This window comes from Stenotrophomonas sp. GD03794 (assembly GCF_029842145.1).
Taxonomy (GTDB): Bacteria; Pseudomonadota; Gammaproteobacteria; order Xanthomonadales; family Xanthomonadaceae; genus Stenotrophomonas; species Stenotrophomonas riyadhensis.
Genome location: NZ_JAOCFV010000022.1, coordinates 1 through 26,225 on the forward strand (window position 1 = coordinate 1; position 26,225 = coordinate 26,225).

Annotated in this window: 18 protein-coding genes; 14 read left to right on the top strand and 4 right to left on the bottom strand. The window is 65.3% G+C overall.

The window, feature by feature from the left end:
• Nucleotides 1–43 precede the first annotated feature (43 nt).
• The 3 genes from N5D91_RS13165 to fdnG are packed head-to-tail and all read right to left on the bottom strand — an operon-like array spanning nucleotide 44 to nucleotide 4,681.
• On the bottom strand, nucleotides 44–691 hold the full coding sequence (locus N5D91_RS13165) for a formate dehydrogenase subunit gamma (protein WP_164119395.1): 648 nt from the start codon (nucleotides 689–691) through the stop codon (nucleotides 44–46).
• Nucleotides 688–1,602: a formate dehydrogenase subunit beta gene (gene fdxH / locus N5D91_RS13170; RefSeq protein ID WP_097049444.1), complete on the bottom strand. Its 915-nt coding sequence runs from the start codon at nucleotides 1,600–1,602 to the stop codon at nucleotides 688–690. Before fdxH ends, N5D91_RS13165 begins: the two co-directional genes overlap by 4 nt.
• 10 nt (nucleotides 1,603–1,612) lie before the next feature.
• Nucleotides 1,613–4,681 carry a formate dehydrogenase-N subunit alpha gene (gene fdnG, locus N5D91_RS13175; protein WP_180854260.1) on the bottom strand — a complete coding sequence of 1,023 codons (3,069 nt, stop codon included), beginning with the start codon at nucleotides 4,679–4,681 and terminating at the stop codon, nucleotides 1,613–1,615.
• 290 nt (nucleotides 4,682–4,971) lie between these two features.
• On the opposite strand from fdnG, the gene gmk reads away from it, so the two are divergent.
• The 8 genes from gmk to N5D91_RS13215 all read left to right on the top strand — a co-directional run bounded on the left by gmk (nucleotide 4,972) and on the right by N5D91_RS13215 (nucleotide 14,552).
• Nucleotides 4,972–5,637 carry a guanylate kinase gene (gmk, locus tag N5D91_RS13180; RefSeq protein WP_110713473.1) on the top strand — a complete coding sequence of 222 codons (666 nt, stop codon included), beginning with the start codon at nucleotides 4,972–4,974 and terminating at the stop codon, nucleotides 5,635–5,637.
• Nucleotides 5,638–5,747: 110 nt separating this feature from the next.
• Complete coding sequence (rpoZ, locus tag N5D91_RS13185) at nucleotides 5,748–6,047, top strand: DNA-directed RNA polymerase subunit omega (RefSeq protein ID WP_005410877.1); 300 nt, start codon at nucleotides 5,748–5,750, stop codon at nucleotides 6,045–6,047.
• A 106-nt stretch (nucleotides 6,048–6,153) separates the two neighbouring features.
• Nucleotides 6,154–8,316, top strand: a complete 2,163-nt coding sequence (locus N5D91_RS13190; RefSeq protein WP_110713471.1) for a bifunctional (p)ppGpp synthetase/guanosine-3',5'-bis(diphosphate) 3'-pyrophosphohydrolase — start codon at nucleotides 6,154–6,156, stop codon at nucleotides 8,314–8,316.
• 356 nt (nucleotides 8,317–8,672) lie between these two features.
• Nucleotides 8,673–9,059 (top strand): RidA family protein, encoded by a 387-nt coding sequence (locus N5D91_RS13195; protein WP_110713470.1) that lies wholly within the window; start codon nucleotides 8,673–8,675, stop codon nucleotides 9,057–9,059.
• A gap of 7 nt (nucleotides 9,060–9,066) precedes the next feature.
• Complete coding sequence (gene recG, locus N5D91_RS13200; protein ID WP_180854259.1) at nucleotides 9,067–11,178, top strand: ATP-dependent DNA helicase RecG; 2,112 nt, start codon at nucleotides 9,067–9,069, stop codon at nucleotides 11,176–11,178.
• Between the two features lie 530 nt (nucleotides 11,179–11,708).
• Nucleotides 11,709–12,647 (top strand): nucleoside hydrolase, encoded by a 939-nt coding sequence (locus N5D91_RS13205; protein ID WP_032127836.1) that lies wholly within the window; start codon nucleotides 11,709–11,711, stop codon nucleotides 12,645–12,647.
• 88 nt (nucleotides 12,648–12,735) lie between these two features.
• Nucleotides 12,736–12,978 carry a type B 50S ribosomal protein L31 gene (locus N5D91_RS13210; protein ID WP_010484049.1) on the top strand — a complete coding sequence of 81 codons (243 nt, stop codon included), beginning with the start codon at nucleotides 12,736–12,738 and terminating at the stop codon, nucleotides 12,976–12,978.
• Between the two features lie 296 nt (nucleotides 12,979–13,274).
• Entirely contained in the window at nucleotides 13,275–14,552 is a 1,278-nt protein-coding gene (locus N5D91_RS13215; protein ID WP_110713467.1) for a citrate synthase, read from the top strand.
• Between the two features lie 160 nt (nucleotides 14,553–14,712).
• On the opposite strand, the gene N5D91_RS13220 is transcribed toward N5D91_RS13215, so the two are convergent.
• Nucleotides 14,713–15,486, bottom strand: coding sequence for a helix-turn-helix transcriptional regulator (locus N5D91_RS13220; protein WP_110713465.1), 774 nt, complete (start codon nucleotides 15,484–15,486; stop codon nucleotides 14,713–14,715).
• A gap of 93 nt (nucleotides 15,487–15,579) precedes the next feature.
• Here N5D91_RS13220 and N5D91_RS13225 point away from each other — a divergent pair, with 93 nt between their 5' ends.
• The 6 genes from N5D91_RS13225 (at nucleotide 15,580) to N5D91_RS13250 (ending at nucleotide 26,186) form a co-directional block, all read left to right on the top strand.
• Entirely contained in the window at nucleotides 15,580–16,338 is a 759-nt protein-coding gene (locus tag N5D91_RS13225; RefSeq protein ID WP_180854258.1) for an alpha/beta hydrolase, read from the top strand.
• A gap of 645 nt (nucleotides 16,339–16,983) precedes the next feature.
• Nucleotides 16,984–17,493, top strand: a complete 510-nt coding sequence (locus N5D91_RS13230) for a CS1 type fimbrial major subunit (RefSeq protein ID WP_180847531.1) — start codon at nucleotides 16,984–16,986, stop codon at nucleotides 17,491–17,493.
• 51 nt (nucleotides 17,494–17,544) lie between these two features.
• Entirely contained in the window at nucleotides 17,545–20,277 is a 2,733-nt protein-coding gene (locus tag N5D91_RS13235) for a TcfC E-set like domain-containing protein (RefSeq protein ID WP_180854257.1), read from the top strand.
• Entirely contained in the window at nucleotides 20,274–21,413 is a 1,140-nt protein-coding gene (locus N5D91_RS13240) for a CfaE/CblD family pilus tip adhesin (protein ID WP_180854256.1), read from the top strand. Before N5D91_RS13235 ends, N5D91_RS13240 begins: the two co-directional genes overlap by 4 nt.
• Nucleotides 21,414–21,431: 18 nt before the next feature.
• On the top strand, nucleotides 21,432–22,139 hold the full coding sequence (locus N5D91_RS13245) for a pilus assembly protein (RefSeq protein WP_180854255.1): 708 nt from the start codon (nucleotides 21,432–21,434) through the stop codon (nucleotides 22,137–22,139).
• Nucleotides 22,140–22,199: 60 nt separating this feature from the next.
• Nucleotides 22,200–26,186, top strand: coding sequence for an ESPR-type extended signal peptide-containing protein (locus tag N5D91_RS13250; protein ID WP_180854254.1), 3,987 nt, complete (start codon nucleotides 22,200–22,202; stop codon nucleotides 26,184–26,186).
• The last annotated feature ends 39 nt before the right edge of the window (nucleotides 26,187–26,225 follow it).

Here is a 26,225-nt window from a genome sequence, read left to right on the forward strand (position 1 = left end):
CGTTGACGTTGCCTCTGCGGGTGCAGGGCCGCAGGCCCTGCCGCTAACCCTGTTCCCGCCGCCCGCGCAGGATGTCCCGGAACCACTGCCGGTGATGCTTGTACGCCCACCCGTAGGTCACCTTGCCCTGGGTCATCGCCCGCACCGAGCCCTTGATCCAGATCGCTGCATAGATGTGCACCACGATCGCGCAGACCAGTACCCAGCCGAACAGCGCATGGGCAAGCACCGAGAAGCGGATCACCCCGATCGGGAAGAAGTGGCTGAAGTACTGCCGCCAGATCACGAAGCCGGTCAGCAGCAGCGCCGACAGGCAACCGATGATGGCCCAGAACAGCAGCTTCTGGCCGGCATTGAAGCGGCCCACCGGTGGCAGCTTCTCATCCTCGTTGCGCAGTACATCGCGCATGCCGCGCATCCACGCGCGGTCATCGGCGCTGAGGAAGTTGTCACGCCACATCCGCAGCGCCAGCAGCGCAAAGCCGATCACCATGGCCAGGCCGATGAACGGATGCAGGATGCGCGTCCACGGCCCGCCACCGAATAGCTGGGTCAGTGGGAACAGGGCAGGGTGGAACAGCGCCAGCCCGGACAGCGCGGTCAGCACGAAGCAGATCGCCACGATCCAGTGGTTGATGCGGGTCGGCGCACGGTAGCGGATGATCTCGCGGGGGCGCGGGGCGCGGCTCATGACCGGTCCTCCTCGATCTTCTCGGCCTCACGCTCGGCGTGTTCTTCCTCTTCCTCGTCCACCGTGTTGCGGCCGATGCCGATGTAATGCAGGAAGCCGGCGAAGGCCGTGGCGGCGATCGCCAGCACGCCCAGCGGCTTGGCCACGCCCTTCCACACTTCCACCATCGGGCTGATGCGCGGGTCCTTGGGCAGGTCGGCGTACAGCTCGGGCTTGTCCACGTGCTGCAGCACGTACATCACATGGGTGCCGCCGACGCCCTGCGGGTCGTACAGGCCGGCGTTCTCGTAGCCACGCGATTTCAGGTCCTCCACGCGGCCGGCGGCATGCTCGGTCATCGCCTGCTTGCTGCCGAAGGTGATCGCACCGGTCGGGCAGGTCTTCACGCAGGCCGGTTCCTGGCCCACCGCCACCCGGTCCGAACACAGCGTGCACTTGTAGGCCTTGTGGTCCTTCTTGGAAATGCGCGGCACGTCGAACGGGCAACCGGTCACGCAGTAGCCGCAGCCGATGCAGTTCTCTTCCTGGAAGTCGACGATGCCGTTGGCGTACTGGATGATCGCGCCCGGCGACGGGCAGGCCTTCAGGCAGCCCGGATCGCTGCAGTGCATGCAGCCTTCCTTGCGGATCAGCCACTCCAGCTTGCCCTTCTCGTCCTCGTACTCGCGGAACTTCATCACCGTCCACGACTGTTCGCTCAGGTCGGGCGGGTTGTCGTAGCTGCCAACGCAGCTGCCGACCTCGTCGCGCAGGTCGTTCCACTCCATGCAGGCGACCTGGCAGGCCTTGCAGCCGATGCACTTGCTCACATCGATCAGCTTGGCGACCTGGCCGGTGTGCGCACCGCGCGCCTCCGGCGAGGGCGTGGTCGTGGCCGAGCGGCGGATGATGTCCAGGGATTGCAGTGACATGGCGTGTCTCCTACACCTTCTCGACCTTGACCAGGATGCACTTCGATTCGGGCGTCTGCGAGTTGCCGTCACCGATGGCGTTGGTCAGCGTATTGGCGATGTATCCGGGCTTGGCCGCACCGAGGAAACCCCAGTGGATCGGCACGCCCACCTGGTGCACGGTTCTGCCATCAATCTGCAGGGCCTTGATGCGCTTGGTCACCATCGCCACCGCTTCGATGTGCCCGCGCTTGGAACTGACCCGCACGCGGCTGCCGTTGTTGATGCCCAGCTCATCGGCCAACGCCGCGCCGATCTCGACGAACTGCTCGGGCTGGATGATGGCGTTCAACTTGCCGTGCTTGGTCCAGAAGTGGAAATGCTCGGTCAGGCGGTAGGTTGTGGCTACATGCGGGAACTCGTCCGGCGAACCGATCTGTGCGCGATCGCTGGCGAACACGCGTGCCGCCGGGTTGTTCAGCGTCAGTGCCTGCCCCGGGCTGAGCGGGTTGCTGCGCAGCGGGGTGTCGAACGGTTCGTAGTGCTCCGGGAACGGGCCCTCGGCCATGCCAGCCTTTGCGAAGAAGCGGGCGATGCCTTCCGGATTCATGATGAACGGGCCCATGCCGCCGGCGGGATCTTCGTCGGCCTTGAAGTCCGGCACGTCCACGCTGCCCCAGTTCTTGCCGTTCCAGGCCAGCAGCGTGCGGCGCGGATCGAATGGTTGGCCAGCCACGTCGCACGACGCGCGGTTGTACATCACGCGGCGGTTGGCCGGCCATGCCCATGCCCAGCCCAGCGTGTTGCCGATGCCCGTAGGGTCACTGTTGTCACGCCGCGCCATCATGTTGCCGGTCGGGCCCCAGGCACCGATGTAGATCCAGCAGCCGGAGGATGTGCTGCCGTCGTCGCGCAGGTCGCCGAACGCGGCCAGCTGCTCGCCGGCCTTGCGCACCAGCTTGGTCGGGTCCTTCGGATCGAACACGTCGGCCAGTGCCTTGCCGTTGTATTCCATCGCCAGTTCTTCCGGCGTCGGCAGTTCCGGGTTGGAGTACTTCCAGGCCAGGTCACGCACCGGCTCCCACCACGCACCGCCGTCCTTCTCGTACATCGCTTTGATGCGATGGAACAGCTCGGACATGATCTCGATGTCGCTGCGCGCTTCGCCCGGCGGATTGGCACCCTTCCAGTGCCACTGCAGCCAACGCGAGGAGTTCACCACCGCGCCGTTCTCCTCGGCGAAGGAGGTGGTCGGCAGGCGGAATACTTCGGTCTGGATCGTGCCCGGATCGACGTCGTTCAACGCACCATGGTTCTGCCAGAAGGCAATGGTCTCGGTTTCCAGCGGGTCCATGCTGACCATGAACTTCAGCTTGGAGAACGCACTGATCAGCTTGCCCTTGTTCGGCGCCGAAGCCAGCGGGTTGAACCCCTGGCAGATGTAGCCGTGGATCTTGCCCTCGTTCATCAGCTCGTACGCCTGCAGCATGTCGTACGGCTTGTCGAGCTTGGGCAGATGGTCGAAGCACCAGTTGTTGTCGGCGGTAGCGGCGTCGCCCCACCACGACTTCATCAGGCTGACGTGGAACTTCGGGTAGTTCTGCCAGAACGACATCTGGTTGGCGCGCAGTGGCTTCTGCGTGCGCTTGGCGATGTAAGCGTCGTAGTCCTGCTCGTCCTGTTTCGGCAGCGTCAGGTAGCCGGGCAGCAGGTCGGACATCAAGCCGATGTCGGTCAGGCCCTGGATGTTGGAATGCCCGCGCAGCGCGTTCATGCCGCCGCCGGCCACGCCGATGTTGCCCAGCAGCAGCTGCACCATGGTGCCGGCGCGCACGTTCTGCGCGCCGATCGAGTGCTGCGTCCAACCCAGCGCGTACAGGATGGTCATCGCCTTGTCCTTGCCGGCGGTGGACGCGATCATGTCCCAGACCTGGCGGATGCTGTCGGCGGGCGTGCCGCAGATGCGTTCGACCATCTCCACGGTGTAGCGCGCGTAGTGCTGCTTGAGCAGGGTGTAGACGCAGCGCGGGTCCTTCAGCGTCGGGTCGCTGCGCACGAAGCCATCGTCACCGTAGGCGTAGTCCCAGCTGGAGCGGTCGTAGCTGCGCTTCTCTTCGTTGTAGCCCGAATACAGGCCGTCCTTGAAGGCGAACTCGTCCTTCACCAGGAACGACATGTCGGTGTAGTTCAGCACGTACTCGTGCTGGATGCGGTCCTCGGTCAACAGGTAGTTGATCAGGCCGCCCAGGAACACGATGTCGGTGCCGGTACGGATCGGCGCATACACGTCGGCCACCGCGGCCGAGCGGTTGAAGCGCGGATCGACCACGATCAGTCGGGCCTTGTTGTGTGCCTTCGCCTCGGTCACCCATTTGAACCCGCACGGGTGTGCCTCGGCGGCATTGCCACCCATGATCAGGATCAGGTCGGCATTCTTGATGTCGACCCAGTGATTCGTCATCGCACCACGGCCTAGCGTCGGGGCAAGACCTGCCACCGTCGGGCCGTGTCAGACACGTGCCTGGTTGTCGAATGCCAACATGCCAAGGGAGCGGACGACCTTGTGGGTCAGCACCGCGGTTTCATTGCTGGTCGCCGAGGCCGCCAGCATGCCGGTGGTCAGCCAGCGGTTGACCGTCTGCCCGGCCTCGTTCTTCTGCACGAAGTTTGCATCGCGGTCTTCCTTCATCAGCCGCGCGATGCGGTCCAGCGCATCGTCCCAGCTCAGCCGCTTCCACTCGTTCGAGCCCGGTGCGCGGTACTCGGGGTAGAGCAGGCGCGACTTGCTGTGGATGATGTCGGCCAGGCCGGCACCCTTCGGGCACAGCGTGCCGCGGTTGACCGGATGGTCCGGGTCGCCCTCGATATGGAAGATGCTCGGCTCGGCGTTCTTGGCGCCGTCGCCGAGGCTGTACATCAGGATGCCGCAGGCCACCGAACAGTATGTACAGGTGTTGCGGGTCTCGGTCGCGCGGGTCAGCTTGTATTGCCGAACCTCCGCGAGCGCGATGCCGGGCGCGAAGCCCATCAGTGCCAGGCTGGAGCCGACCAGGGTTGTCCCGGTCACTTTCAGGAACTGGCGGCGGCTCATCGAGGACATGCCGTTCTCCTGGGATGGCGGGGAGGCACGGGCCTCCGGGCTGTCGTTGGGTACGGCCCGGTTATAGCACAGGCCCCCGCACGCCCATGTGGCACAAGGCCCGGCGCCTGCCGGGCGGGCGCGGCAAGGGGTGGCTCTGGTAAAGTTGCGTGCCCGCACCCCGGGGAGTCGTCTGCCGGGCCTGGTTCCAGGATGTTCCGCGCAGCCCCCGCCGTCCTGGCGCGATCCTCCGCGCCGGATCTGGAACATCGAGGAAAAATTTTGCGAAATCAACCAGTTGGGTTCCGTGCATGAGCGCCCCGTCTACTCCGTCGGACGCCGTCGCGCGCGGCACGCTGTACATCGTTGCGGCGCCCTCCGGCGCCGGCAAGAGCAGCATCGTCAACGCCACCCTGGCGCGTGACCCGCAGATCGCCCTGTCGATCTCCTTCACCTCGCGCGCGATGCGCCCCGGTGAAGTGAACGGCCAGCACTACCACTTCGTCAGCGCCGAGAAGTTCGAACAGATGATCGCCGCCGGCGACTTCTTCGAGCATGCCTGGGTGCACGGCGACTGGAAGGGCACCGCCCGCCAGTCGGTGGAACCGCAGCTGGCCGCCGGCCAGGACGTGCTGCTGGAGATCGACTGGCAGGGCGCGCAGCAGGTGCGCCAGCTGGTGCCAGGCACGGTCACTGTGTTCATCCTGCCGCCGTCCAAGCAGGCCCTGCAGGACCGCATGCGCAAGCGCGGCCAGGACAGCGAGGCGGTCATCGCCCAGCGCCTGGGCGCGGCCCGTGACGAGATGCTGCACTTCAACGAGTTCGACTACGTCATCGTCAACGAGGTGTTCGACACCGCCGTGGACGAGCTGTGCGCCATCTTCACCGCCAGCCGGCTGCGCCGGGAGGCCCAGAAGGTCCGCCACGCCGGCCTGATCCAGGCCCTGCTGACCCCTGATCCGGGCGCAACTGACTGATTCCAAAAGAATCGGGTAGGGGTTGGCTTGATTTTGTCCAGCCCCTGCCAGTACACTCCGTCCCCTTTCCCTCATTCGACTGAGCGGCCGACCGGTCGCCGGGAGCCCGTATGGCCCGCATCACCGTAGAAGATTGCCTGGAAGTCGTTAACAACCGTTTCGAACTGGTCATGATGGCTTCCAAGCGTGCCCGCCAGCTCGCCAACGGCGTGCAGGCCACGCTGGACAACAGCGAGACCGAGGACAAGCCGACCGTGCTGGCGCTGCGCGAAATCGCTGCCCGCAAGATCGACAACGCGCTGATCGACGAAGTCGAGAAGGCCGAGCGTGAGCGCGCCGAGCGCGAAGCGCTGGAGTGGGCTGCCGCGGAAGTGGTCGCCGACGAAGACATGTCCAAGAACGACGATTGATCGCATCGATCAACGTAATCGTTGGATGTGCCGAACAGCCCGCCCCGTGCGGGCTGTTTCGCATTCAGGATTTGCCGTAAACGTCGCGCTGGAATAGGCTTCGGGCATGAACCCAGGCCCCACTGCCAAGGTCGCCGCAGCCCCCGCTGCCGCCGTACCCGACTACGTCCTCCAGCTTGAACGCGCCGCCCATTACCTGCCGCCGGAACAGCTGCCGCTGTTGCGCCGTGCCTGGGAAGTCGGCGCCGCCGCGCATGCTGGGCAGACGCGCAAGTCGGGCGAGCCCTATATCACCCATCCAGTGGCCGTGGCCCAGGTGCTGGCCGAGCTCGGCCTGGACGTGGAAGCGCTGATCGCCGCGATCCTGCACGACACCATCGAAGACACCCCGCTGACCCGTGAGGCGCTGGCCGCCGAGTTCGGCGAAGCCGTGGCCGAACTGGTCGACGGCGTGACCAAGCTGGACAAGCTGAAGTTCCGCGACCGCCAGGAAGCAGCCGCCGAGAGCTTCCGCAAGATGCTGCTGGCGATGTCGCGCGACCTGCGCGTGATCATGATCAAGCTGGCCGACCGCCTGCACAACATGCGCACGCTGGGCGCGCAGAGCCGCGAAGCACGCGGCCGCATTGCCCGCGAGACGCTGGAGATCTACGCACCCATCGCCCAGCGCCTGGGCATGAGCCTGGTCAAGAGCGAGCTGCAGAACCTCGGTTTCAAGGCGCTGTACCCGTGGCGCCACGCCATCATCGAGAAACACATCCGCAGTCAGCCGGTAGTGCGCCGCGAGGCGATGGCGCAGGTGGAAGTGCAGCTGTCGCAGCGCCTGGCCAAAGAAGGGATCGAGCACCGCCTGGTCAGCCGCATCAAGACCCCGTGGAGCATCTACAACAAGATGCGCGACGAGAACAAATCCTTCGACCAGGTGATGGACGTGTTCGGATTCCGCCTGGTCGTGCGCAGCGTGCCCAGCTGCTACCACGCGCTGGGTTCGGTGCATGCCACCTTCAAGCCGCTGGATGGCCGCTTCCGCGACTTCATCGCCATTCCCAAGGCCAACGGTTACCAGTCGCTGCACACCGTGCTGTTCGGGCCTTATGGCTCGCCGATCGAGGTGCAGATCCGCACCGAGGAAATGGACCTGATTGCCGAACGCGGCGTGGCCGCGCACTGGACCTACAAGTTCGGTGGTGATTCGCCCAACAGCGCACAGAGCCGCGCGCACGCCTGGATCGTCGAGCTGATCGACTCGCAGCGCGCCGCCGGGTCCTCGCTGGAGTTCCTCGACAACGTCAAGGTCGACCTGTTCCCGGACGAGGTCTACCTGTTCACCCCGAAGGGCAAGATCCTGGCCCTGCCGCGCAATTCCACCGCGCTGGACTTCGCCTACGCCGTGCATACCGACGTCGGCAACATGGCCGTGGCCTCGCGCGTGGACAAGAAGCTGGTGCCACTGCGCACCAAGCTGGTGTCCGGGCAGTCGGTGGAGATCATCACCGCCCGTTCGGCCACGCCGAAGCCGCAGTGGCTGGAATTCGTGGTCACCAGCAAGGCGCGCACCGCCATCCGCCACCAGCTCAAGCAGCTGGAGCACGAAGACGCCGTGCAGCTCGGCCACCGCATGCTCGACCGTGCGCTGGAGGCGATGGATTCGTCGCTGGAGCGGCTGCCGAAGGGGCGCCTGGATGCGTTCCTGACCGAGCACCGCTTCCCGCGCCTGGAGGCACTGTTGGCCGAGGTCGCACTGGGCAACTGGATGCCGACCCAGGCCGCGCAGGCGCTGATGGCCTATGCCGAACTGCGTGGCGGCCCGCATTCGCGCCACCACTCGCAGGAAAAGATCCTGATCAACGGCAGCGAGCGCGGCGTGGTCACCTTCGCCGGTTGCTGCCAGCCGATTCCCGGCGACGAGATCATGGGCTACCACACCGCCGGCAAGGGCATCGTGGTGCACCGCATGGACTGCCCGAACCTGGCCGAGCTGCGCAAGTCGCCCGAGCGCTGGGTGCCGATCGGCTGGGACACCACCGTTTCCGGCGACTACGACACCTCGCTGGTGGTGGAAGTGGAGAACGGCACCGGCGTGCTGGCGCAGCTGGCCGCCGCCATCGCCCAGAGCCACTCCAACATCGAACGGGTGGACTACCTGGACCGTGACTTCAACGCTGCCGTGCTGGCGTTCAACATCCAGGTGCGCGACCGCAACCACCTGGCCGAAGTGATGCGCCGCCTGCGCCGCCTGTCGGTCGTGCAATCGGTACGCCGCCAGTAACGCGAACCCGGGGGTCGGATCCCTCTCCTGCGGAGAGGGCTCTGACCCCATTGAATCCCCCCGTAGGTCCACACAATGCGTGGATGATCGCGCGCTCGCCGGGAATGGCCCGACGCTACCGGTTGTATCGCAGTAGATCCAAGCCATGCGTGGATATTCCCGGTTGTGCCGGCCGCTGACCGGCAACCTTGCGATGCCGGCAAACGTTCATGGAGTTGCCGGCCAGCGGCCGGCACTACCATCACCGTGCAGGGTCAGAGCCGTTTCCCGCCGGGAAACGGATCCGACCCCAGCCGACGCGCGCCCCCACCCGGTACAATCACCGCTCTGTTTTCCCCCAAGCACCGGAGCGACCCATGTCCCGCCAGATCATCAACACCGAAAAGGCCCCCGCCGCCATCGGCCCGTACTCGCAGGCCGTGCGCGCCGGCAACACCGTGTATTTCTCCGGCCAGATCCCGCTCGACCCGGTCACCGGCGACATCGTCGGCGCCGGTGACGTTGAAGCGCAGGCCCGCCGCGCCTTCGACAACCTCAAGGCCGTGGCCGAAGCCGCTGGCGGCTCGCTGGACAAGGTCGTGCGCCTGGGCCTGTACCTGACCGACCTGGGCGAGTTCGCCAAGGTCAACGCGGTCATGCAGGACTACTTCCAGGCCCCGTACCCGGCCCGTTCCACCATCGAAGTCTCCGGCCTGCCGAAGGGCGCCAACTTCGAGGTCGACGCGGTGATGGTCATCGACTGACCGCCACGTGGCACGCAAGGCGGCGGTCACCCCGGTCCTGTCACCGTCCGGCGAAGCATCCCTGGCGATGCTCGCTGGCGTGGGGCCGGCCGTGGCCGCCAAACTGCAGGCGCGTGGCCTGGCCACCCTGCAGGATCTCTGGCTTCATCTGCCGCTGCGCTATGAAGACCGGACCCGGCTGACCCGCATCGAAGACCTGCGCAATGGCGTGCCGGCGCAGGTGGAAGTGCGGGTGGTCGCGGTCGAGCGCGGCATGCGCTACCGGCCGATGCTGAAAGTGGCGGTGGAGGATGAGGGGCAGGGCACCCTGGTGCTGCGCTTCTTCCATTTCCGCCAGCAGCAGGTCGGCCAGTTCGCGGTCGGCAACCGGCTGCGCTGCTTCGGCACGCCCAAACCCGGCCACCTCGGCCTGGAAATCGTCCATCCCAGCTACCAGGTGCTGGGCCGCAACGACGATCCCGAACTCGGCGACCGCCTCGACCCGGTGTATCCCACCGTCGAAGGCGTCGGCCCGATGACCATGCGCAAGCTGATCGGTCAGGCGCTGGATCGCCTGCCTGAGGAAAGCACGCTGGAACTACTGCCCAGCGGCTGGCTGGATGGCCTCGGCCTGCCGTCGCTGCGCAGTGCGCTGCTGACCGTGCATCGGCCGCCGCCGGATGCCGATCTGGCCGCCTTGGCAGCAGGCACCCACCCGGCGCAGCGTCGTCTGGCAATGGAAGAGCTGCTGGCCCATCACCTTAGCCTGCGCCGCCAGCGTATTGCCTTGCAGGCGCACCATGCGCCGCCGCTGGCCGGCCCCGGCAAGCTGGCCAAGGCGCTGCTGAAACAGCTGCCGTTCGCGCTGACGGGTGCACAGGCGCGTGTGTTCAAGCAGATTCGCGAAGACCTCGCACGGCCCAGCCCGATGCTGCGGCTGGTGCAGGGCGACGTCGGCTCCGGCAAGACCGTGGTCGCCGCACTGGCCGCGATGCTGGCAGTCGAGCAGGGTAAGCAGGTCGCATTGGCAGCGCCCACCGAACTGCTGGCCGAGCAGCATCTCAACAACCTGCGCGGCTGGCTGGAACCGCTGGGCGTGCGTATCGCCTGGCTGGCCGGCAAGGTCACCGGCAAGGCGCGCGCCAAGGTGATGGAGCAGGTCGCCAACGGCGAAGCGCAGGTGGTGGTCGGTACCCATGCACTGATGCAGGAGGCGGTGGTATTCCAGGATCTGGCTCTGGCCATCGTCGACGAACAGCACCGCTTCGGCGTGCACCAGCGGCTGGCCCTGCGCGACAAGGGCGCGGGTGGCAACAGCGTGCCGCACCAGCTGGTGATGACCGCCACGCCGATTCCGCGCACGCTGGCGATGTCCGAATACGCGGATCTGGATGTGTCGGCCATTGACGAACTGCCTCCCGGCCGCACACCGGTGCAGACCGTGGCACTCAACAACGATCGCCGTCCCGAACTGATCGAGCGCATCGCGCTGGCCTGCCAGGAAGGGCGGCAGGTGTACTGGGTGTGCACGCTCATCGAGGAAAGCGAGGAGCTGGATGCGACGCCGGCGCAGGCCACCTACGAGTCGCTGCAGGCGCTGCTGCCGGGCGTGCGCGTCGGGCTGGTGCATGGCCGCCTGAAGGCCGCCGAGAAGCTGGCGACGATGGTGGCGTTCAAGGCCGGTGAGATCGACCTGCTGGTGGCGACCACCGTGATTGAAGTGGGCGTGGACGTACCGAATGCCTCGCTGATGGTGATCGAGAATGCCGAACGGCTGGGCTTGGCCCAGCTGCACCAGTTGCGCGGCCGCGTGGGTCGTGGTTCGGCGGTATCGCGCTGCGTGCTGCTGTACCAGGCGCCGCTTTCGCAGATGGCGCGCGAGCGTTTGCAGACCATGCGCGAAACCAACGATGGCTTCGTCATCGCCGAAAAGGATCTGGAACTGCGCGGCCCCGGCGAACTGCTGGGTACCCGGCAGACCGGCCTGGCCGGCTTCCGCATTGCCGACCTGGCCCGCGACGCCGGCCTGCTGCCCGGCGTGCACGATCTTGCCGAACGCCTGCTGGCCCAGCAACCCGCGCTGGCCGATCGCGTGGTGCAGCGCTGGATCGGCACCGCCGTGCGTTACGCCTCGGCGTAAGTGGCGGGGTCAGACCCCTTTGCACAGCAAAGGGCTCTGACCCCATCCCCGGGACGCTCATCCACGCATGGCGTGGATCTACTGTAGAGCCACGCCCACGCCCACGCTCGGCTGCTTTTCGCGCTGCGCGCGGGAGTCGAGCATGGCTCGACTCTACAGAGAGCCAATTCGATCATTTACATGTTCCTCCACGCATTGCGTGGATGTGTGGACCGAGGTCGACACCCACCAGAGCAGAACGCCGTTCCGACAGATCGCGGAAATCTGTCGAAGGCGGGATGGGTCCGGTGGCAGGGGTGTGAGCGGCATGGATGCCGCGACCAAGCCCCCATGGACGGGTTCACGGCGGCCCCTGCCACCGGACCCATCCCGCCATCCTCCAGAAAACCAGCTTCTGACGTTGCCGTTGCTGTTGCCGTTGCTCCTGCCTCTGCGGGTGCAGGGCGCAGCCCTGCCGAACCCCAACCCCCCGTACTTGCAACGGTCATCATCCCGGTCCACACTTCGTTGCCGATCTGAAGACGGCAACGATGACCCACAAGATCCCCCTGTTGATCGACACCGACCCCGGTGTGGACGACGCCCTGGCCCTGCTGATGGCCTTTGCCGACGAACGGCATGACGTGGTCGCCCTGACCATCGCCGCCGGCAATGTCGGCCTGCAGTACACCGTCCGCAACGCCCTCAAGCTCTGCGACATCGTCGGCCGCGCCGACGTGCCGGTGTTTGCCGGCAGCCCGGATCCGCTGCTGCATCCCTCCGTTGACGCCGCCCACGTGCATGGCCGTGACGGCTACGGCGACGTGGACCTGCCGCCGCCGAGCCGCCAGGCCGAGGCCGAGCATGCCGCGCTGGCCATCCTGCGCCTGTCGCACGAGCACGCCGGCGAACTGATGCTGGTGATGCTTGGCCCGCTGACCAACCTGGCGCTGGCACTGAAGCTGGACCCGACCCTGCCCGAGCGCATCAAGCGCATCGTGGTCATGGGTGGCGCGGTCACCTGCCACGGCAACATCACCCCGGCGGCCGAATTCAACATTGCGTTCGATCCGGAAGCGGCGCACGTGGTGTTCACTTCGTTCAAGCACCTGCTGGTGTCGGACTGGGAGGCCACCGTCGCCCATGGCCTGCCGCTGCAGGATGCCGAGAAGTGGCTGCAGGCCGATTCCGATCGTGCCCGCTTCTACGAGCTGATCTCCCGCAAGACCCGTGGCCTGTCCGAAGACAGCAAGGGCGGGCGCTGGTACACCGCCGATGCGGTGGCCATGGCCTGGGCACTGAACCCGGAAGGGCAGCTGCAGGTCGAATCGCGTCCGCTGAACGTGGAACTGAACGGCACGTTCAGCCGCGGCGCCACCATCGTCGACTGGAACCGCCAGACCGGCCAGCCGGACAACTGCGATCTGCTGATGGCCTACGACCAGCAGCGTTTCGAGGCCCTTGTGCGCCAGGCCCTGGGCGCGGACTGAAGTTGATTGACCGGCACCGGTTGCCCCGAGCGGCAACCGGTGCTTATAATGCCGCTCTTGACCACCAGCCCATTTACGGTGTGAGCCCATGAAGGCCGATATCCATCCGAACTACCGCGACGTCGTCTTCCATGACGTCACCTCCGATTTCAAGATCCTGACCCGCTCGACCATGGCGACGAAGGAAACCATCAAGTGGGAAGACGGCAACGACTACCCGCTGGTGAAGGTTGAAATTTCCTCGGCTTCGCACCCGTTCTACACGGGCAAGCACAAGGTCATCGACACCTCGGGCCGTATCGACAAGTTCCAGAAGCGCTACGCGCGCTGATCTGTCGATCCAGCTTCGAACCGACGGCCGCGCTCTGCGCGGCCGTTTGTTTTTCCCCAACGCCAACCCAACGGGCGTTTGGATGGACGGAACACTGCGTTCGTGTGACAACGCTTTTGCCGATCCGGGCCGCTCAACGGCCGGCGTCTGGCCGCCTGTCGTATACGACTTCTGTCTAGCGCCGGGCAAATGCTGCTGTGCGATAATGGCGTGATCCCCGGCACAGGCCGAGGACGTCATTCACGTGCCTGACCAATGCGCTTGGGCAGGCGCCTTCCCATGAAGGAGCGCACACAGTGTCCGATCTTGATCAGGTCACGCTCAACGCCGGCGATAAGTCCGTCGTTCTGCCCGTCATCAAACCCACCCTTGGCAACGACTGCGTCGACATCGCGAAGCTGACCAAGGAAACGGGGTTCTTCACCTACGATTCCGGCTTCACCGCGACGGCCAGCTGCAAGTCCGCCATCACTTACATCGACGGCGACAAGGGCGTGCTGCTGTACCGCGGCTACCCGATCGAACAGCTGTCGGAAAAGTCGAGCTACGTCGAAGTGGCCTACCTGCTGATCAACGGCGAGCGCCCGAGCGCCGAGCAGCTGAAGGCCTTCACCGATGAGCTGACCGCCGAAGCCAACGTCGATGCGTCGATCAACACCCTGATCGGCAGCTTCGCCAAGGACGCCCACCCGATGGCCATCCTGGCTGCCGCGATCGCGCAGCTGTCGGCCATCTACCACGACTCGCTGGACCTGTCCGACGCCGAACAGCGCCGCCAGGCCGCCGTGCGCCTGATCGCCAAGGTGCCGACCCTGTCGGCGCTGATCTACCGCCATGGCAAGGGCCTGCCGGCCAACAAGCCGGATACCTCGCTGGACTACGTCAGCCGCTTCCTGAAGCAGACCTTCGAGTCGGCTGATGGCCAGTACGACCTGAACCCGGACGTGGTCAAGGCGCTGGACCTGCTGTTCATCCTGCACGCCGACCACGAGCAGAACGCCTCGACCTCGACCGTGCGCCTGGTCGGCTCGACCGGTGCCAACCCGTACGCGTCGGTCGCCGCTGGCGTCACCGCGCTGTGGGGTCCGGCCCACGGCGGTGCCAACGAAGCCGTGCTGAAGATGCTGGAAGAGATCGGCAGCGCCGACAACGTCGAGTCCGCCGTGGTCAAGGCCAAGGACAAGACCTCCGGCTTCCGCCTGATGGGCTTCGGCCACCGCGTCTACAAGAACTTCGATCCGCGCGCCAAGGTCATCGGCGAGATGACCAGCAAGGTGCTCAAGCAGCTGGGCGTGCAGGATCCGCTGCTGGACGTGGCCGTGAAGCTGGAACAGGCCGCGCTGCAGGACGAGTACTTCGTCGCCCGCAAGCTGTACCCGAACGTCGATTTCTACAGCGGCATCATCTACAAGGCGCTGCAGATCCCGACCGAAATGTTCACCGTCATGTTCGCCCTGGGCCGTACCTCCGGCTGGGTCTCGCATTGGCTCGAACAGCAGGTTGACCCGGAAATGAAGATCGGCCGTCCGCGCCAGGTCTACACCGGCAGCGACGTGCGCGACTACCAGGGCTGATCGCCCGCGTAGGTTGTGCCGAGAACGCCCCGCATCCGCGGGGCGTTTTTTTTGCCGTCCTGGTGGGTGCCAACCTTGGTCGGCACGCTTTTGTAGAGTCGAGCCATGCTCGACTGCTCTTGCTGAGTCGAGCATGGCTCGACTCTACAAAAGCAGAGCACTACACCTCTGAATACTGGCTCGGCGAACACCCCAGTTCGCGCCGGAACGCGGCGGAAAACGCACTGGGACTCGCATACCCCAGGTCCAGGGCCACGCGTGTCACCGCCTGCCCCTGGCCCAGCCGTTCGATGGCCGCCAGCAGGCACACCTGCTGCCGCCACTCGGCGAAACTCACCCCGGTATCCGCGCGGAACGTCCGCGTGAAGGTGCGCCGGCTCATGCCTGCATCCGCAGCCACCTCATCAAGCCCGATGGCGAGTGAGGGCGCATCGAACAGCGCCCGGCAGACGTGTGCCAGGCGTGCATCGGCAGGCAACGGCGCATGCAGGGAAAGCATCGGCATCGACGCGATCTCCGCGACCAGCAACTGCATCAGCTTGCCCGCACGCCCGTCCTCGTCGTACAGCGCAGGTAGGTCCACTGCGCCTTCCAGCAGCTGCCGCAGCAGCGGCGAAACGGCATACACGTGGCACTGCGCCGGCATCGTCACCGCAGCAGCGGCCTCGATGGAAAGGAAGGCGTTGAGCATCGTCACCGGCCCGCGCATCGTCATCTCGTGGGCCAGCCCGGCGGGAACCCAGCAGGCGCGCTGTGGCGGCACCAGCCAGCGCCCCTGCGGTGTCGTCACGCTGATGGTGCCGCGCGCGGCGAACGCGAACTGTCCGCGTCGATGGGCATGGCGCGGAAAGGTGGACGACGCTGCGTAGTCGTTCGAGGTGACCACGACATCGCGCGGCAGGTCTTCATAGGGATCGAGCAGCGAATTGCGCATGGCCCGGATTCTATAGCGGTTGACCTGTCATCGACGGTGGGCCGGGCCTGCGCTGCCTAGCATCAACACTCCTCCTCATTGCGGCAATGCTTCATGGCCAACACTTTTCATCGCGTGGGGCAGGGGCCTCACTCCGTCCTGGTCCTGCATGGCTGGTTCGGCGACGCACACGCGTTCGAACCGATCGAGCCGTGGCTGTCACGCGACCACTTCAGCTACATCTTCATGGACTGCCGTGGATACGGCGGCATGCGCGATGTGGTGGGGCAGTACAGCATCGACGAAATCGCCCGTGACGCACTCTCGCTCGCCGATGCACTTCAGCTGGAAACGTTCAGCGTAGCGGGGCATTCCATGGGGGGCATGGCGATCGAGCGCATTGCCGTGCTCGCCCCCCAGCGGGTGCGGTCCATGCTGGCCATCGCACCCGTTCCCTGTGGCGGCATTGCCTATGACGCATCCACGCGAGGACTTCTGGAGAGCGCTTCCGGCAGCGTGGCCAGCCGAAGGGCCATCATCGATCGCAGTACCGGCGGGCGGCTGCCCGCAGCCTGGCTGGATTGGAAGGCCCGTTATTCAATGCAGCACTCCGCGCCCGACGCGTTTGCTGCCTATCTAGCCGCGTGGGCAGATACGGATTTCAGCGACGAGATCGTCGGCGAGCACCGGTTGAAGGTGCTGATAGGTGGGCACGATCCGACCTTCAACCGATCACTGATGGAGCGCACCTATCTGCGCCGCTACCGGCAGGCCACGCTGGAGGTTCTGGAGGATGCAGGGCACTACCCGATGAATGAGACACCCTTGGCCCTGGTGGCGGCCATGGAGTCCTTTCTGTTGTCATCGCCTTGATCGAATAGGAGATCGACGACGATCTGCCGACGGAGGCCATCGGATGGGTACGGTGGTGGAACCGCATGGCGAGGTCGACACGTATCGGTTCAAGCCGACCGACATCGTTGTTGATCGGGCCACCGTGGTGCCCGCAGGCTGAGGCTCGGTCACGATTGCGACATGTAGAGTCGAGCCATGCTCGACTCGCACGCACAGCGCGAACAGCAGTCGAGCATGGCTCGACTCTACAAAGGCGAGGCAATGGGGTTTGTTGTACTCAACGCGTGAGGGAAGTTGCGTAACCTTGTCTGTAGATACACGCCATGCGTGGATGAACCACTGTAGAGTCGAGCCATGCTCGACTCGCACGCATAGCGCGAGCGGCGCGAACAGCAGTCGAGCATGGCTCGACTCTACAAAAGCAAGGCAATGAGGTTTGTTGCATTCAACGAATGAGGGAAATTGCATAACCCTCAAACATTGAGCGCCTTCAAGAATCTTCCTTAGCATTCAATGTTTTAGGAATGCTTGAATGGCCGGCAGGACAAGGGATTTCTAACATTCTCTCCGTCGCCCGCAACCACCTCTGCGGGCGGCGCCTCCCTCCCTATCTCCTTAGGGGAGGGGGGCTTTCATATTCCCCCTTGTCCGAGAGAGACACCCATGCACGCCACTATCAAGAAGGCCGCGCTCGCTGCAGCGCTGGCCACGGCTTCGCTGTCCGCGCACGCCGTGGAAACCAAGATCTCCGTCTACGCCGACGTCGACCCGACCCTGGCCCTGCTGCGTGATGACGGCAGCGCACTGCCGGACGCCGTCACCCTGACCCACGATCCGCTGCGTGGCCTGGTGCCGAGCACCCAGCATGTGCGCATCCACTCCAATGATGAAAGCGCCGATATCGAGGCCAAGATTGGTAGCGCCTTTGTGCTCGCCAATGGTGATGGCAAGGTTACTGTGCCGATGACGGTCAGCCTCAACAACCGCGCGCTGGCAGTGACTCCGGTCGAGTTCAAGGCCGCCGATCTGTTCACCGGTGCCGGCTCCACCCCGGGCGCGTCGATCTCGATGCCGCTGGTCATCGCCCAGACCACGCCGGCCCCGATCGCCACCAAGGGTGCCTACACCGGCATCGTCAACATCGTGCTGAACCAGAAGGCCACCACGCCGTAATCCCCGCGCCGGCCCGTACGCCGGGCCGGCTGCCTTTCCAGCGGTACCCCCATGACCCCACACGCCCCCGCCATCACCCGGCTGGCGGTCGCGCTCGCCCTGGCGCTGGCAACGCCGCTGGCGGCGGCGCGCGGCGTCCCGCCCGGCTTCGAGGATCTGGTCGAAGGCCAGACCGAACAACTCGACATCCAGCTGTTCGGCCGCTCGGCCGGGCTGTCGCCGGTGCGCGTGACCTTGGAACACGTACAGCTGGAAGATCCAGCAAGCGTGCTGCAGGCGCTCGACCTGCCTGCCGATGCGCAGGCCGCGCTGCTGCCCGCGTTGTCGCAGCCCATGCCGCGCAACAGCCACCTGGCCTGCCGCTTCGGTGGCGCCACTGCTGGTTGCGGCTATCTCGATCCACCAGAAGACCCCGCTGCCGTGCGCGCGCTGTACGACGAAGGCGAGGGCGCAGTGCGCCTGTTCGTCGCCCGCCATTGGATTCCCGGCAAGCCGGCTGCCGAACGCTTCCACACCGTCAGTGCCAATGCCGAGAACGCCTTCCTGCACCAGCAGGTGATCAATGTGAGTGGCAGCCGCGACTACCAGACGCTGTCCGCGCGTGGCACCGGCGTGCTTGGCCTGTTCGATCGCGGGCATGTCTCCGCCGAATGGAACTTCAACCAGCAGCGCTATCGCAGCCGCGGCAGTGACAGCGCGTTTCAGTTCGACAACGTCTACTACCGCCATGACCTGGGGCAGGCGCACTACCTGCAGGCCGGACGCATGGACCGCCGCAACCTGTCCAGCCCGCAGGGCGGCACTTTCAGTTTCAGCATGCTGCCGCTGGACCGCCTGCAGGGCCTGCGCGTGGGCACTACCCAGGCCTATGTGGATGCCGATGCCGCCGTGCAGGCCACGCCGCTGACCGTGCTGCTGGCCCGCGACGCACGCGTGGACGCCTACGACGGCACGCGCCTGCTGCAGACCTCCTACCTGCAGGCCGGCATCAACCAGATCGACACCCGCAACTTCCCGTTCGGCAACTACACCATCACCCTGCGCATCTACGAAGACGGCGTGCTGGTGCGCAGCGAAGACGCGCCGTTCGACAAGGGCGGCGACTGGACCAACAGCCAGTGGCAGTGGTTCGTGCAGGGCGGCAGGCGCAACGAGCGTCGCAGTGATCGCTTCGATGGCGAACGCGTGGCCGTGGCCGGCATGCGCGTGCCGCTGGGCCGTGATGTGGCGATGGTAGCCGGCGCCGCCGACCTGGGCGGCTTCCGCTACGGCGAGCTGCGCGTGGACCTGCGCCGCTTGTATGCCACCCAGGAACTGCGCGCCAGCTTCGGCGGCATGCGCGGCAACGATGGCAGCACCGGCCAGCAGCACCAATTGTCGTACCGCCGCACCGCGTCCTGGAACATCTACCAGCAGCGCATGCGCGGCAAGGCCTGCCAGTTCGAGGCCGACGCCCGCGACCAGTTGGGCTGCACCAATTCGCTCAGCGCCTCGATGGCGCTGCCGCTGGCCGGTGGCAGCGCCTATGTGGGCTACACGCGTCGGCAGACCTGGCGCGCCGGGCGCATCCTGCCGGGTGCGGAAGACGATCCGCTGGCCGGGCTGGACCCGCTGCTGCCGCCGCCGTCGCCGTGGCAACCGCGCCGCGAGCCGCAGCTCAGCCGCACCTGGCAGGCCAGCTTCAGCCGCAGCCATCGCTGGCAGGATTTCAGTGTCTCCACGCGCGTGGGTGTGTGGCAGCAGCGTGCCAGCGACAGCCTGCGTGGCAGTGACCAACGCGACCGCGGCATCTACTTCAACCTGAGTCTGACCCGCTTGCTGCGCGGTACCGCCGGCAGCGGCCAGCGCCGCTACAGCGTGGACGTGCGCCAGCCGCAGCACCAGCGCCCGGACATCAACTACAGCGTCGGCCACAGCCTGCGCCAGGACGTCGATGCGCAGTACCGCGAGCTGTCGGCCGAACTGCGCGCCAACAACAGTGACCGCTACAGCGCCACGCTCAGCGGCCAATTGCAGAACAGCCTGGGCCAGAGCGGCGCCACGCTGGCGCACTACCAGCAGCGCGGCCGCAGCGAGACCGCCTACAGCGGCATGCACAGCTCCGGCTTTGCACTGGGCAAGCGCGGCTTTTACTGGAGCGGCAGCAACGGCGCCGACGCCGGCCTGGCCGTGCAGGTGGCCGACACCGACGATGTCGACCTGCGTGGCGTGGCGGCCGAACTGCAGGTGGGCGGCCTGCGCAGGCAACGCCTGCAGATCGGCGAGCGCCGCCTGCTGCCGCTGTCGTCGTACCAGGCGCACCGCGCCGAAGTACAGGACGCCAGCACGCTGGACAGCATTGCCGCCATCCGCGTGACCGGCGTGGGTGGCGCGCGGCCGATGTTCCTCAGCCCCGGGCGGCTGATGCGCATGCCGGTGCCGATCGAGGTGACCTACACCTTCATCGGCAATGCCAAGGATCTTGCCGGAGCGCCGCTGGGTGGCGCCCGCATCCTCAACGCGCCGGTACCCGGCACCAGCGCCAACGGCGGCTTCGTTGCCGACTTCCCGCGTCGCGAAACAACGCTGTACCTGCTGCAGGACGACCGCCTGCTGCACTGCCCGCTGCAGGTGCGCGAGCGCCGCCAGGTGGTGCTGCTGGTGGGCGCCGTGCATTGCGAGCCGCTGGCCGTGGCCCAGCTGCCGGCTGAGATCCGCCAGCAGGCCCGGGTGACCCGCCTGCTGCAGGAACGCGCATTGATTGCCGCCACGCCCCAGACCGCTGCTGCAGGAGGAACGCCATGAACCGGCGTGTGTTGTTGGTGTTGATGCTGGTGTGTGCGCTGGTGGCGCTGGCGCCGAGGGCGTGGGCGCAGTGGCCGCCGGAGACGCATCCGGCGGATCAGAGCAGGGACATCGTGATGACCTGGGATCGCTCGGCGGTGCCGGGTGATGTGGAGCTGTGGGCGCCGCGGACGGTGTTGGGGTTCAGTCACGACTTGGCGTTCAAGTACGGGCAGATCCATGTGGTTTGTGGGTCTGCTTCTGATCCTGAATTTGGAAGGTGCGAGACAGAAGGAAGGACGAACATCGTTTTGGGCGAGTCGGAGATCTGGCTTCGGATGGTTGAGCAGCGGACTGGCCTACGTGCCGATGTTCGCGCAATTGGCCACGTGCGGAGGGTGTTCTCCGGTCGCATTTGCTCTGCCGATTTCTGGGACAAAGACAAGCGCTGGCTAAATGCTGCGTTCTGGTTCGAATGCTCTCCAGGCGTGGAGTTTCCCCTCGGAACGGGGGCGGAACTGGTCCTTCCTCAAGCCGAACTTTCCAGGCTTGTAGCAGGCCACTGGAAGGCCACGATGCGCCTGAACATCAAAGCCGATCCAGCCACCGCACCGGTTGCAACAGCCACCTTCAATTTCGATTTCACCGTCACCGACTACGACGCCATCACGATCTACTTCCCAGGCTTCGACGGTGTCGCCCCCCTAGTCAATATGGACCTGCGCTACGACCCCATCCGCAAGGTCGTCGCCGGGCGCAAAGACGTGGACATGTGCCTCTACGACGGCGTGGGTTCGCAGAGCGAATTCCTCGGCGTCACCGTGCGTGACAGTGGGCCGCGCCCACCGCCTGGGCGGGACTTCTCGGTCTGGCATCAGGACGGTGGCAGCGACGATACCCAGCGCCTCGACTACCAGGTTGGCGTGAACTACGGCGGCAACCTGCTGGCAATGAAGCACGGCGAGGAACAGCTGCTGCGCGGTATCGACAGCGCGCAGCTGCGCATGGTGCTGCTGCCGGGCATCAGTCAACCCGTGTACTGCGTGCCCACGCCACTGACGCTGGAAACCCCGCCCACGCCCATCGCCAGCAAACGCCCCGGTCTCTACGACGGCGAGCTGACGGTTGAGCTACGCGTGCCGACCGCCAAACCCTGATCCCCACGGAGGCTCATCATGAAGAAGCTGCTGTTCTGCCTGTTGCCGTTGAGCGCACTGCTGGCCCCACCGGCACAGGCCAATCTGTCCATTCATCCGATGCGTGCAGCGGTGGATGCCAAGCATGGCACGAAGATCCGCGTGTACTCGCAATCCACCCAGCCGCAGTACGTGCAGGCCCGCCTGCTGCGCATTGCGAACCCGGCACAGGTGGGTGAGGAAGAGATTGAAGTGGAAGTGGCCGATGCGGCGATTGCCATCACGCCCGGCAAGTTCGCACTCAGCGGTGGTGGCAATCGCCTGATCCGGGTGATTCCGCTGCAGACGGTCGAGAAGGAGGTGGCCTACCGCATCTACTTCGAGGGCGTGAAGGGCCCCGACGGCACCATTCTGGAAGGCGACGAGCAGGCGGCGCAGGCCAACGTCGGCGTCAGCCTGGTCTGGGGCGCGCTGGTGAACGTAGTGCCCACCAAGGGCAGCGTGGATCTGCAATTGCAGGGCAACACCCTGCGCAACACCGGCACGCTGCGTGTGGGCATTACCGGTGCTGCCGAGTGCAAAACCGGTGGCGTGTGCACGCCGCTTGAGCTGTCCAGAAGTCTCTACCCCGACGCTGCGCTGACCTTGCCGTTCCAACTCCAGCCGGGCAGCACTCTGCAGCTGCAGTACCGACTGTCGAACGACAGCTATCGCGATCACGTAACGACCCTGGCGCCGAGCGCCTGACCTTCTATTGCCCCGCGCACGCGCGGGGCTTCATTTCCCTTGTCCTGTTAAGGAAAGAACATGAATCACATCTATTGCCGCATCTGGAGCACGGCCAAACAGTGCTGGGTGGTGGCCAGCGAACTTGCAGGCGTGCGCTCCCGCAACGCCGGCAAGGCTTCGTCGTCGGCACCGCTGCGTATCCTGCTGCTGACCAGTGCCTTGTTCAGCATTGCCACCGTCTACGCTGCCGAAAATCAAGAGGTGCCGTACTTCCCGTGCGAGCCGGATGGCCAGGACCGGAGGCCCGGATGTTTCAGGCCCATGAGCGGCGTCCTTGAGGCTAGCGGCCTTGCCGTCTCGAGCCCTCCCTTCGCTCCGATCTACTCTGGAAAAGGTGTCGCAATCCTCGGCGCGAACGCCAAGATGCTTGATCAGTCAGCGGTGGCCATCGGACTTGCCGCTGAGGCGACATACAGCCACTCCACCGCAGTAGGCAAGGACGCGAAGGCGTTCGGGGACAGGAGCACGGCTTTGGGCAGTGCAGCCGCCACACACAGTCAGTACAGCACTGCCGTCGGCTTTTTTGCCGAGACATCGGGTGTTGACAGCGTTGCATTGGGGTTTCACGCCAAAACAGAGGGCAGCGGACACGCCGTTGCTGTGGGCACCCGTGCGAAGGCCAAGGGACTGGGGGCCACCTCGCTGGGAAACAGCGCACTGGCCGAGAAGTTCAATGCGATTGCAATTGGTAGTGGTGCGCGCTCCTCGGCAGACAATGCAATTGCACTTGGCGCCGACTCCCGTGCAACGGAGGTGGACAGTGTCTCGGTTGGGAACAGCAGTACCAAGCTGACCCGGAGGATCGTGAATGTTACGGATGCCCGCCTCACCGCGGCCAGCACGGATGCGGTGACCGGCAAGCAGTTGTATGCGACCAACACGAAACTGGCCGTGATCGAGAAGACGGCCGATGCGGCCAAATCGGAGGCCGCCGCCGTCCGAGGCATTGCCCAGGCGGCGAGCAATCGTATTGACGCAACCACCCTGGCACTCGGGAGAGGAGCCACCGCCGAAAATGGCAGCTACGGCATCAGTACGGCACTCGGTAACAATGCCAAGGCCTACAACGGGCGCAGTGTGGCACTGGGTGACGACGCACGTGCTGGCGTGGATGCGGAGGGCAACAAGGTCTCGGGCCAGAACGCAGGCATCTCCATTGGTGCAGGCACACGCAGTGCCAATGGCGGTGTGGCGACGGGTTTCCGTGCGAACGCGAGTGGGAATTTCTCCATTGCCGTTGGCACGGATGCCAAGGCAGAAGCGGAGCATAGTACTGCTGCGGGCTACTTGAGCAAGGCCAGTGCCAGCCAGACCACCGCGCTGGGGCGTGGCAGCGAGGCGACGGCGCAGTTCGCCAGCGCGCTGGGCAATCTGGCCAAGGCGACCACCATCAGTGCGGTGGCATTGGGCGACCGTGCACAAGCCAAGCATGAAAATGCAGTGGCTTTGGGCGCTGGCTCAGTCACGACTTCGGTCGATTCCGTGTCCGTTGGTAGCTCCAGCAAGAAGCGCAAGATCCAGTACATCGCAGATGGTGCGGTCAGTGCCGGTAGTACCGATGCAGTCACTGGCAATCAGTTGCATGCTACCCATCAGGCCGTATCGAAGGCGCAGACGGCTGCGGACACCGCGAAGTCCAATGCCGATAGCGCGTTGTCGAAGGCCAATGCGCTCTCAGGGCTGCTGGGCCAGACCTCAGCTTCGGGCAATGTCCGAGTAGGCGAAAGCAACAGCGGCACTGTGCTGGACGTCCGCAACAGCGCAAGCGCCAGCCGCAAGATCACGGGCGTGGCAGACGCCACGCTCAGTACAACAAGCACTGAGGCCGTATCCGGCAAGCAGCTCAATGCCACCAACAGCAACGTCACGGCCGCTCGATCTGTCGCTGACTCCGCGAAGACCAGTGCCGATAGTGCGTTGTCGAAAGCGAACACGCTCTCTGGACTGCTGAGTCAGGCGTCCGCATCGGGCAACGTCCGTGTGGGCGAAAGCAACAGCGGCACTGTGCTGGACGTGCGGAACAGCGCCAACGCGAGCCGCAAGATCACCGGTGTTGCCGATGCAGCATTGTCCTCTACCAGCACCGATGCGGTGACCGGCCGGCAGCTCAACACCACCAACAGCAACGTCAGCACCGCGCTGAGCGACGCCAGCGCGGCCAAGACCACCGCAAACTCAGCCCTGACCCAGGTGGGGACGCTCAATGGGTTGCTCAGTCAGGCCAGTGCCAGCGGCAATGTCCGCGTGGGTGAGAAGAACAGTGGCACCGTGCTGGATGTACGCAACAGCGCGAACGCGAATCGGAAGCTGAGCGGCGTGGCTGATGGAGTAGTCAGCGCCAGCAGCTACGAGGCCGTCAATGGCAGGCAGCTCAACGCGACCAATGACAAGGTGGTGACGGTGGAGGGCATTGCCAGGTCTGCGGGTACGGAAGCTGGCGTGGCAAAGACGGATGCGGCCAAGGCGTTGGTCGAGACTGCGGCGCTGGGTGGGCTGGTGGCGCAGGTATCTGCGTCTGGGAGTGTGCGTTTGGGCGAGAAGAACAGTGGCACGATCTTGGATGTGCGCAACGGCGCGAATGCCAATAGGAAGATTAGTGGTGTGGCGGATGGCGCCATCGACGCGAGTAGTGCAGAGGCAGTCTCGGGGCGTCAGCTTCATGCGACGAACAGCAGAGTTGCGTCATTGGAAGATGTCGCTCAGTACGTTGGCATCGGCGTGGATTCGTTTAGCCAGCGTGCTGAAGCTGGGGTGCTGGGTGTTGCGATCGGGGATTCAGCGCGGGCAGTAGAAGAGGGCGCCACTGCTATCGGTGCACTCTCTTCTGCCTTGGGGGTCAACTCGGTTGCAGTTGGACGAGGCGCGACCGTGTCAGTTGCTGCATTGAATGGGTTTGCTTTGGGCGCCGGCGCACATGTGGCTTCGACAAACGGCGTTGCAATTGGTGCAAGTTCAAGGGTTCATGTTGGTGCCGAAGGGTCGTTGGCACTGGGCGCAGGATCGGAAGCTACTGAGGCAGGAACTGTGTCTTTTGGCAGTGCTGGAACCGAACGCCGGATGGTGAACATCGCCCGAGGCACCGCCGACCACAACGCCACCACCGTTTCTCAGCTCAATGATTCCCTCGCCACCTTCGGCGGCGGCGCAGGCATGGACGGCAATGGAAACATCATCGCCCCGACCTACACGGTGCAGGGCGGAACGCAGAACACTGTAGAAGATGCGCTGACGGCACTCGATGGCGCCGTCATCACCGCCGGGCGTCGCGCGGACAAGGTGGAAGGTCAGCTCAATTCGATTTTCCAGGATTCACCTTCGGCCCGTGCCGACGGCATGAGCCAGATCGCGCTGAATGGCGTGAATGGCATGGTGCTGACCAATCTTGCGGACGGCCGAGTGGCGCCAGGCAGCCGTGATGCGGTCAACGGTGGCCAACTGCATTCGATGCAGCAGCAGCTCAACAGCCGCATGGACGGTCTGGAGCAACGCATCGACGACGCCCCGGCACCGCGTGCGCTGGCGTCGACCTCGGTGCCGAAGCCGCAGACCGAAGACACCCCTGTGGTACCGGAAGGCAAGGACTCCCAGCAGGTCGCCTCGGTAGGCGAGGGCGGCAAGCCCACGCCGCAGCCGAAGGCCAAGCAGGACGACACGCCGAAGCCGCAGGTCGACACCGCCGAGCTGGAGAAGATGCTGGCCCGCGCCAACGAGTACACCGATGGTGCGATCAGCAACTTCGAGCACCGCCTGGACAAGATGGACAAGCGCTTCAACCGCATGGCGGCGATGAGCAGCGCGCAGACGGCGATGGCGATGAACACCGCCGGCCTGGCCACCTACAACCGCCTTGGTGCGGGCGTGGGTTACAGCGAGGGTGAGTCGGCCATGGCGGTGGGTTACCAGCGCGTGCTCAACGAGAAGGGCTCAGCCACCTTCAGCCTCAATGGTGCGTTCACCAACAGCGGTGAGCGCAGCATGGGCGTGGGTGTGGGCATCGGCTGGTAAGCCATGCAGCCCCGGCGTGACGCGCGTAATCCACCCCGT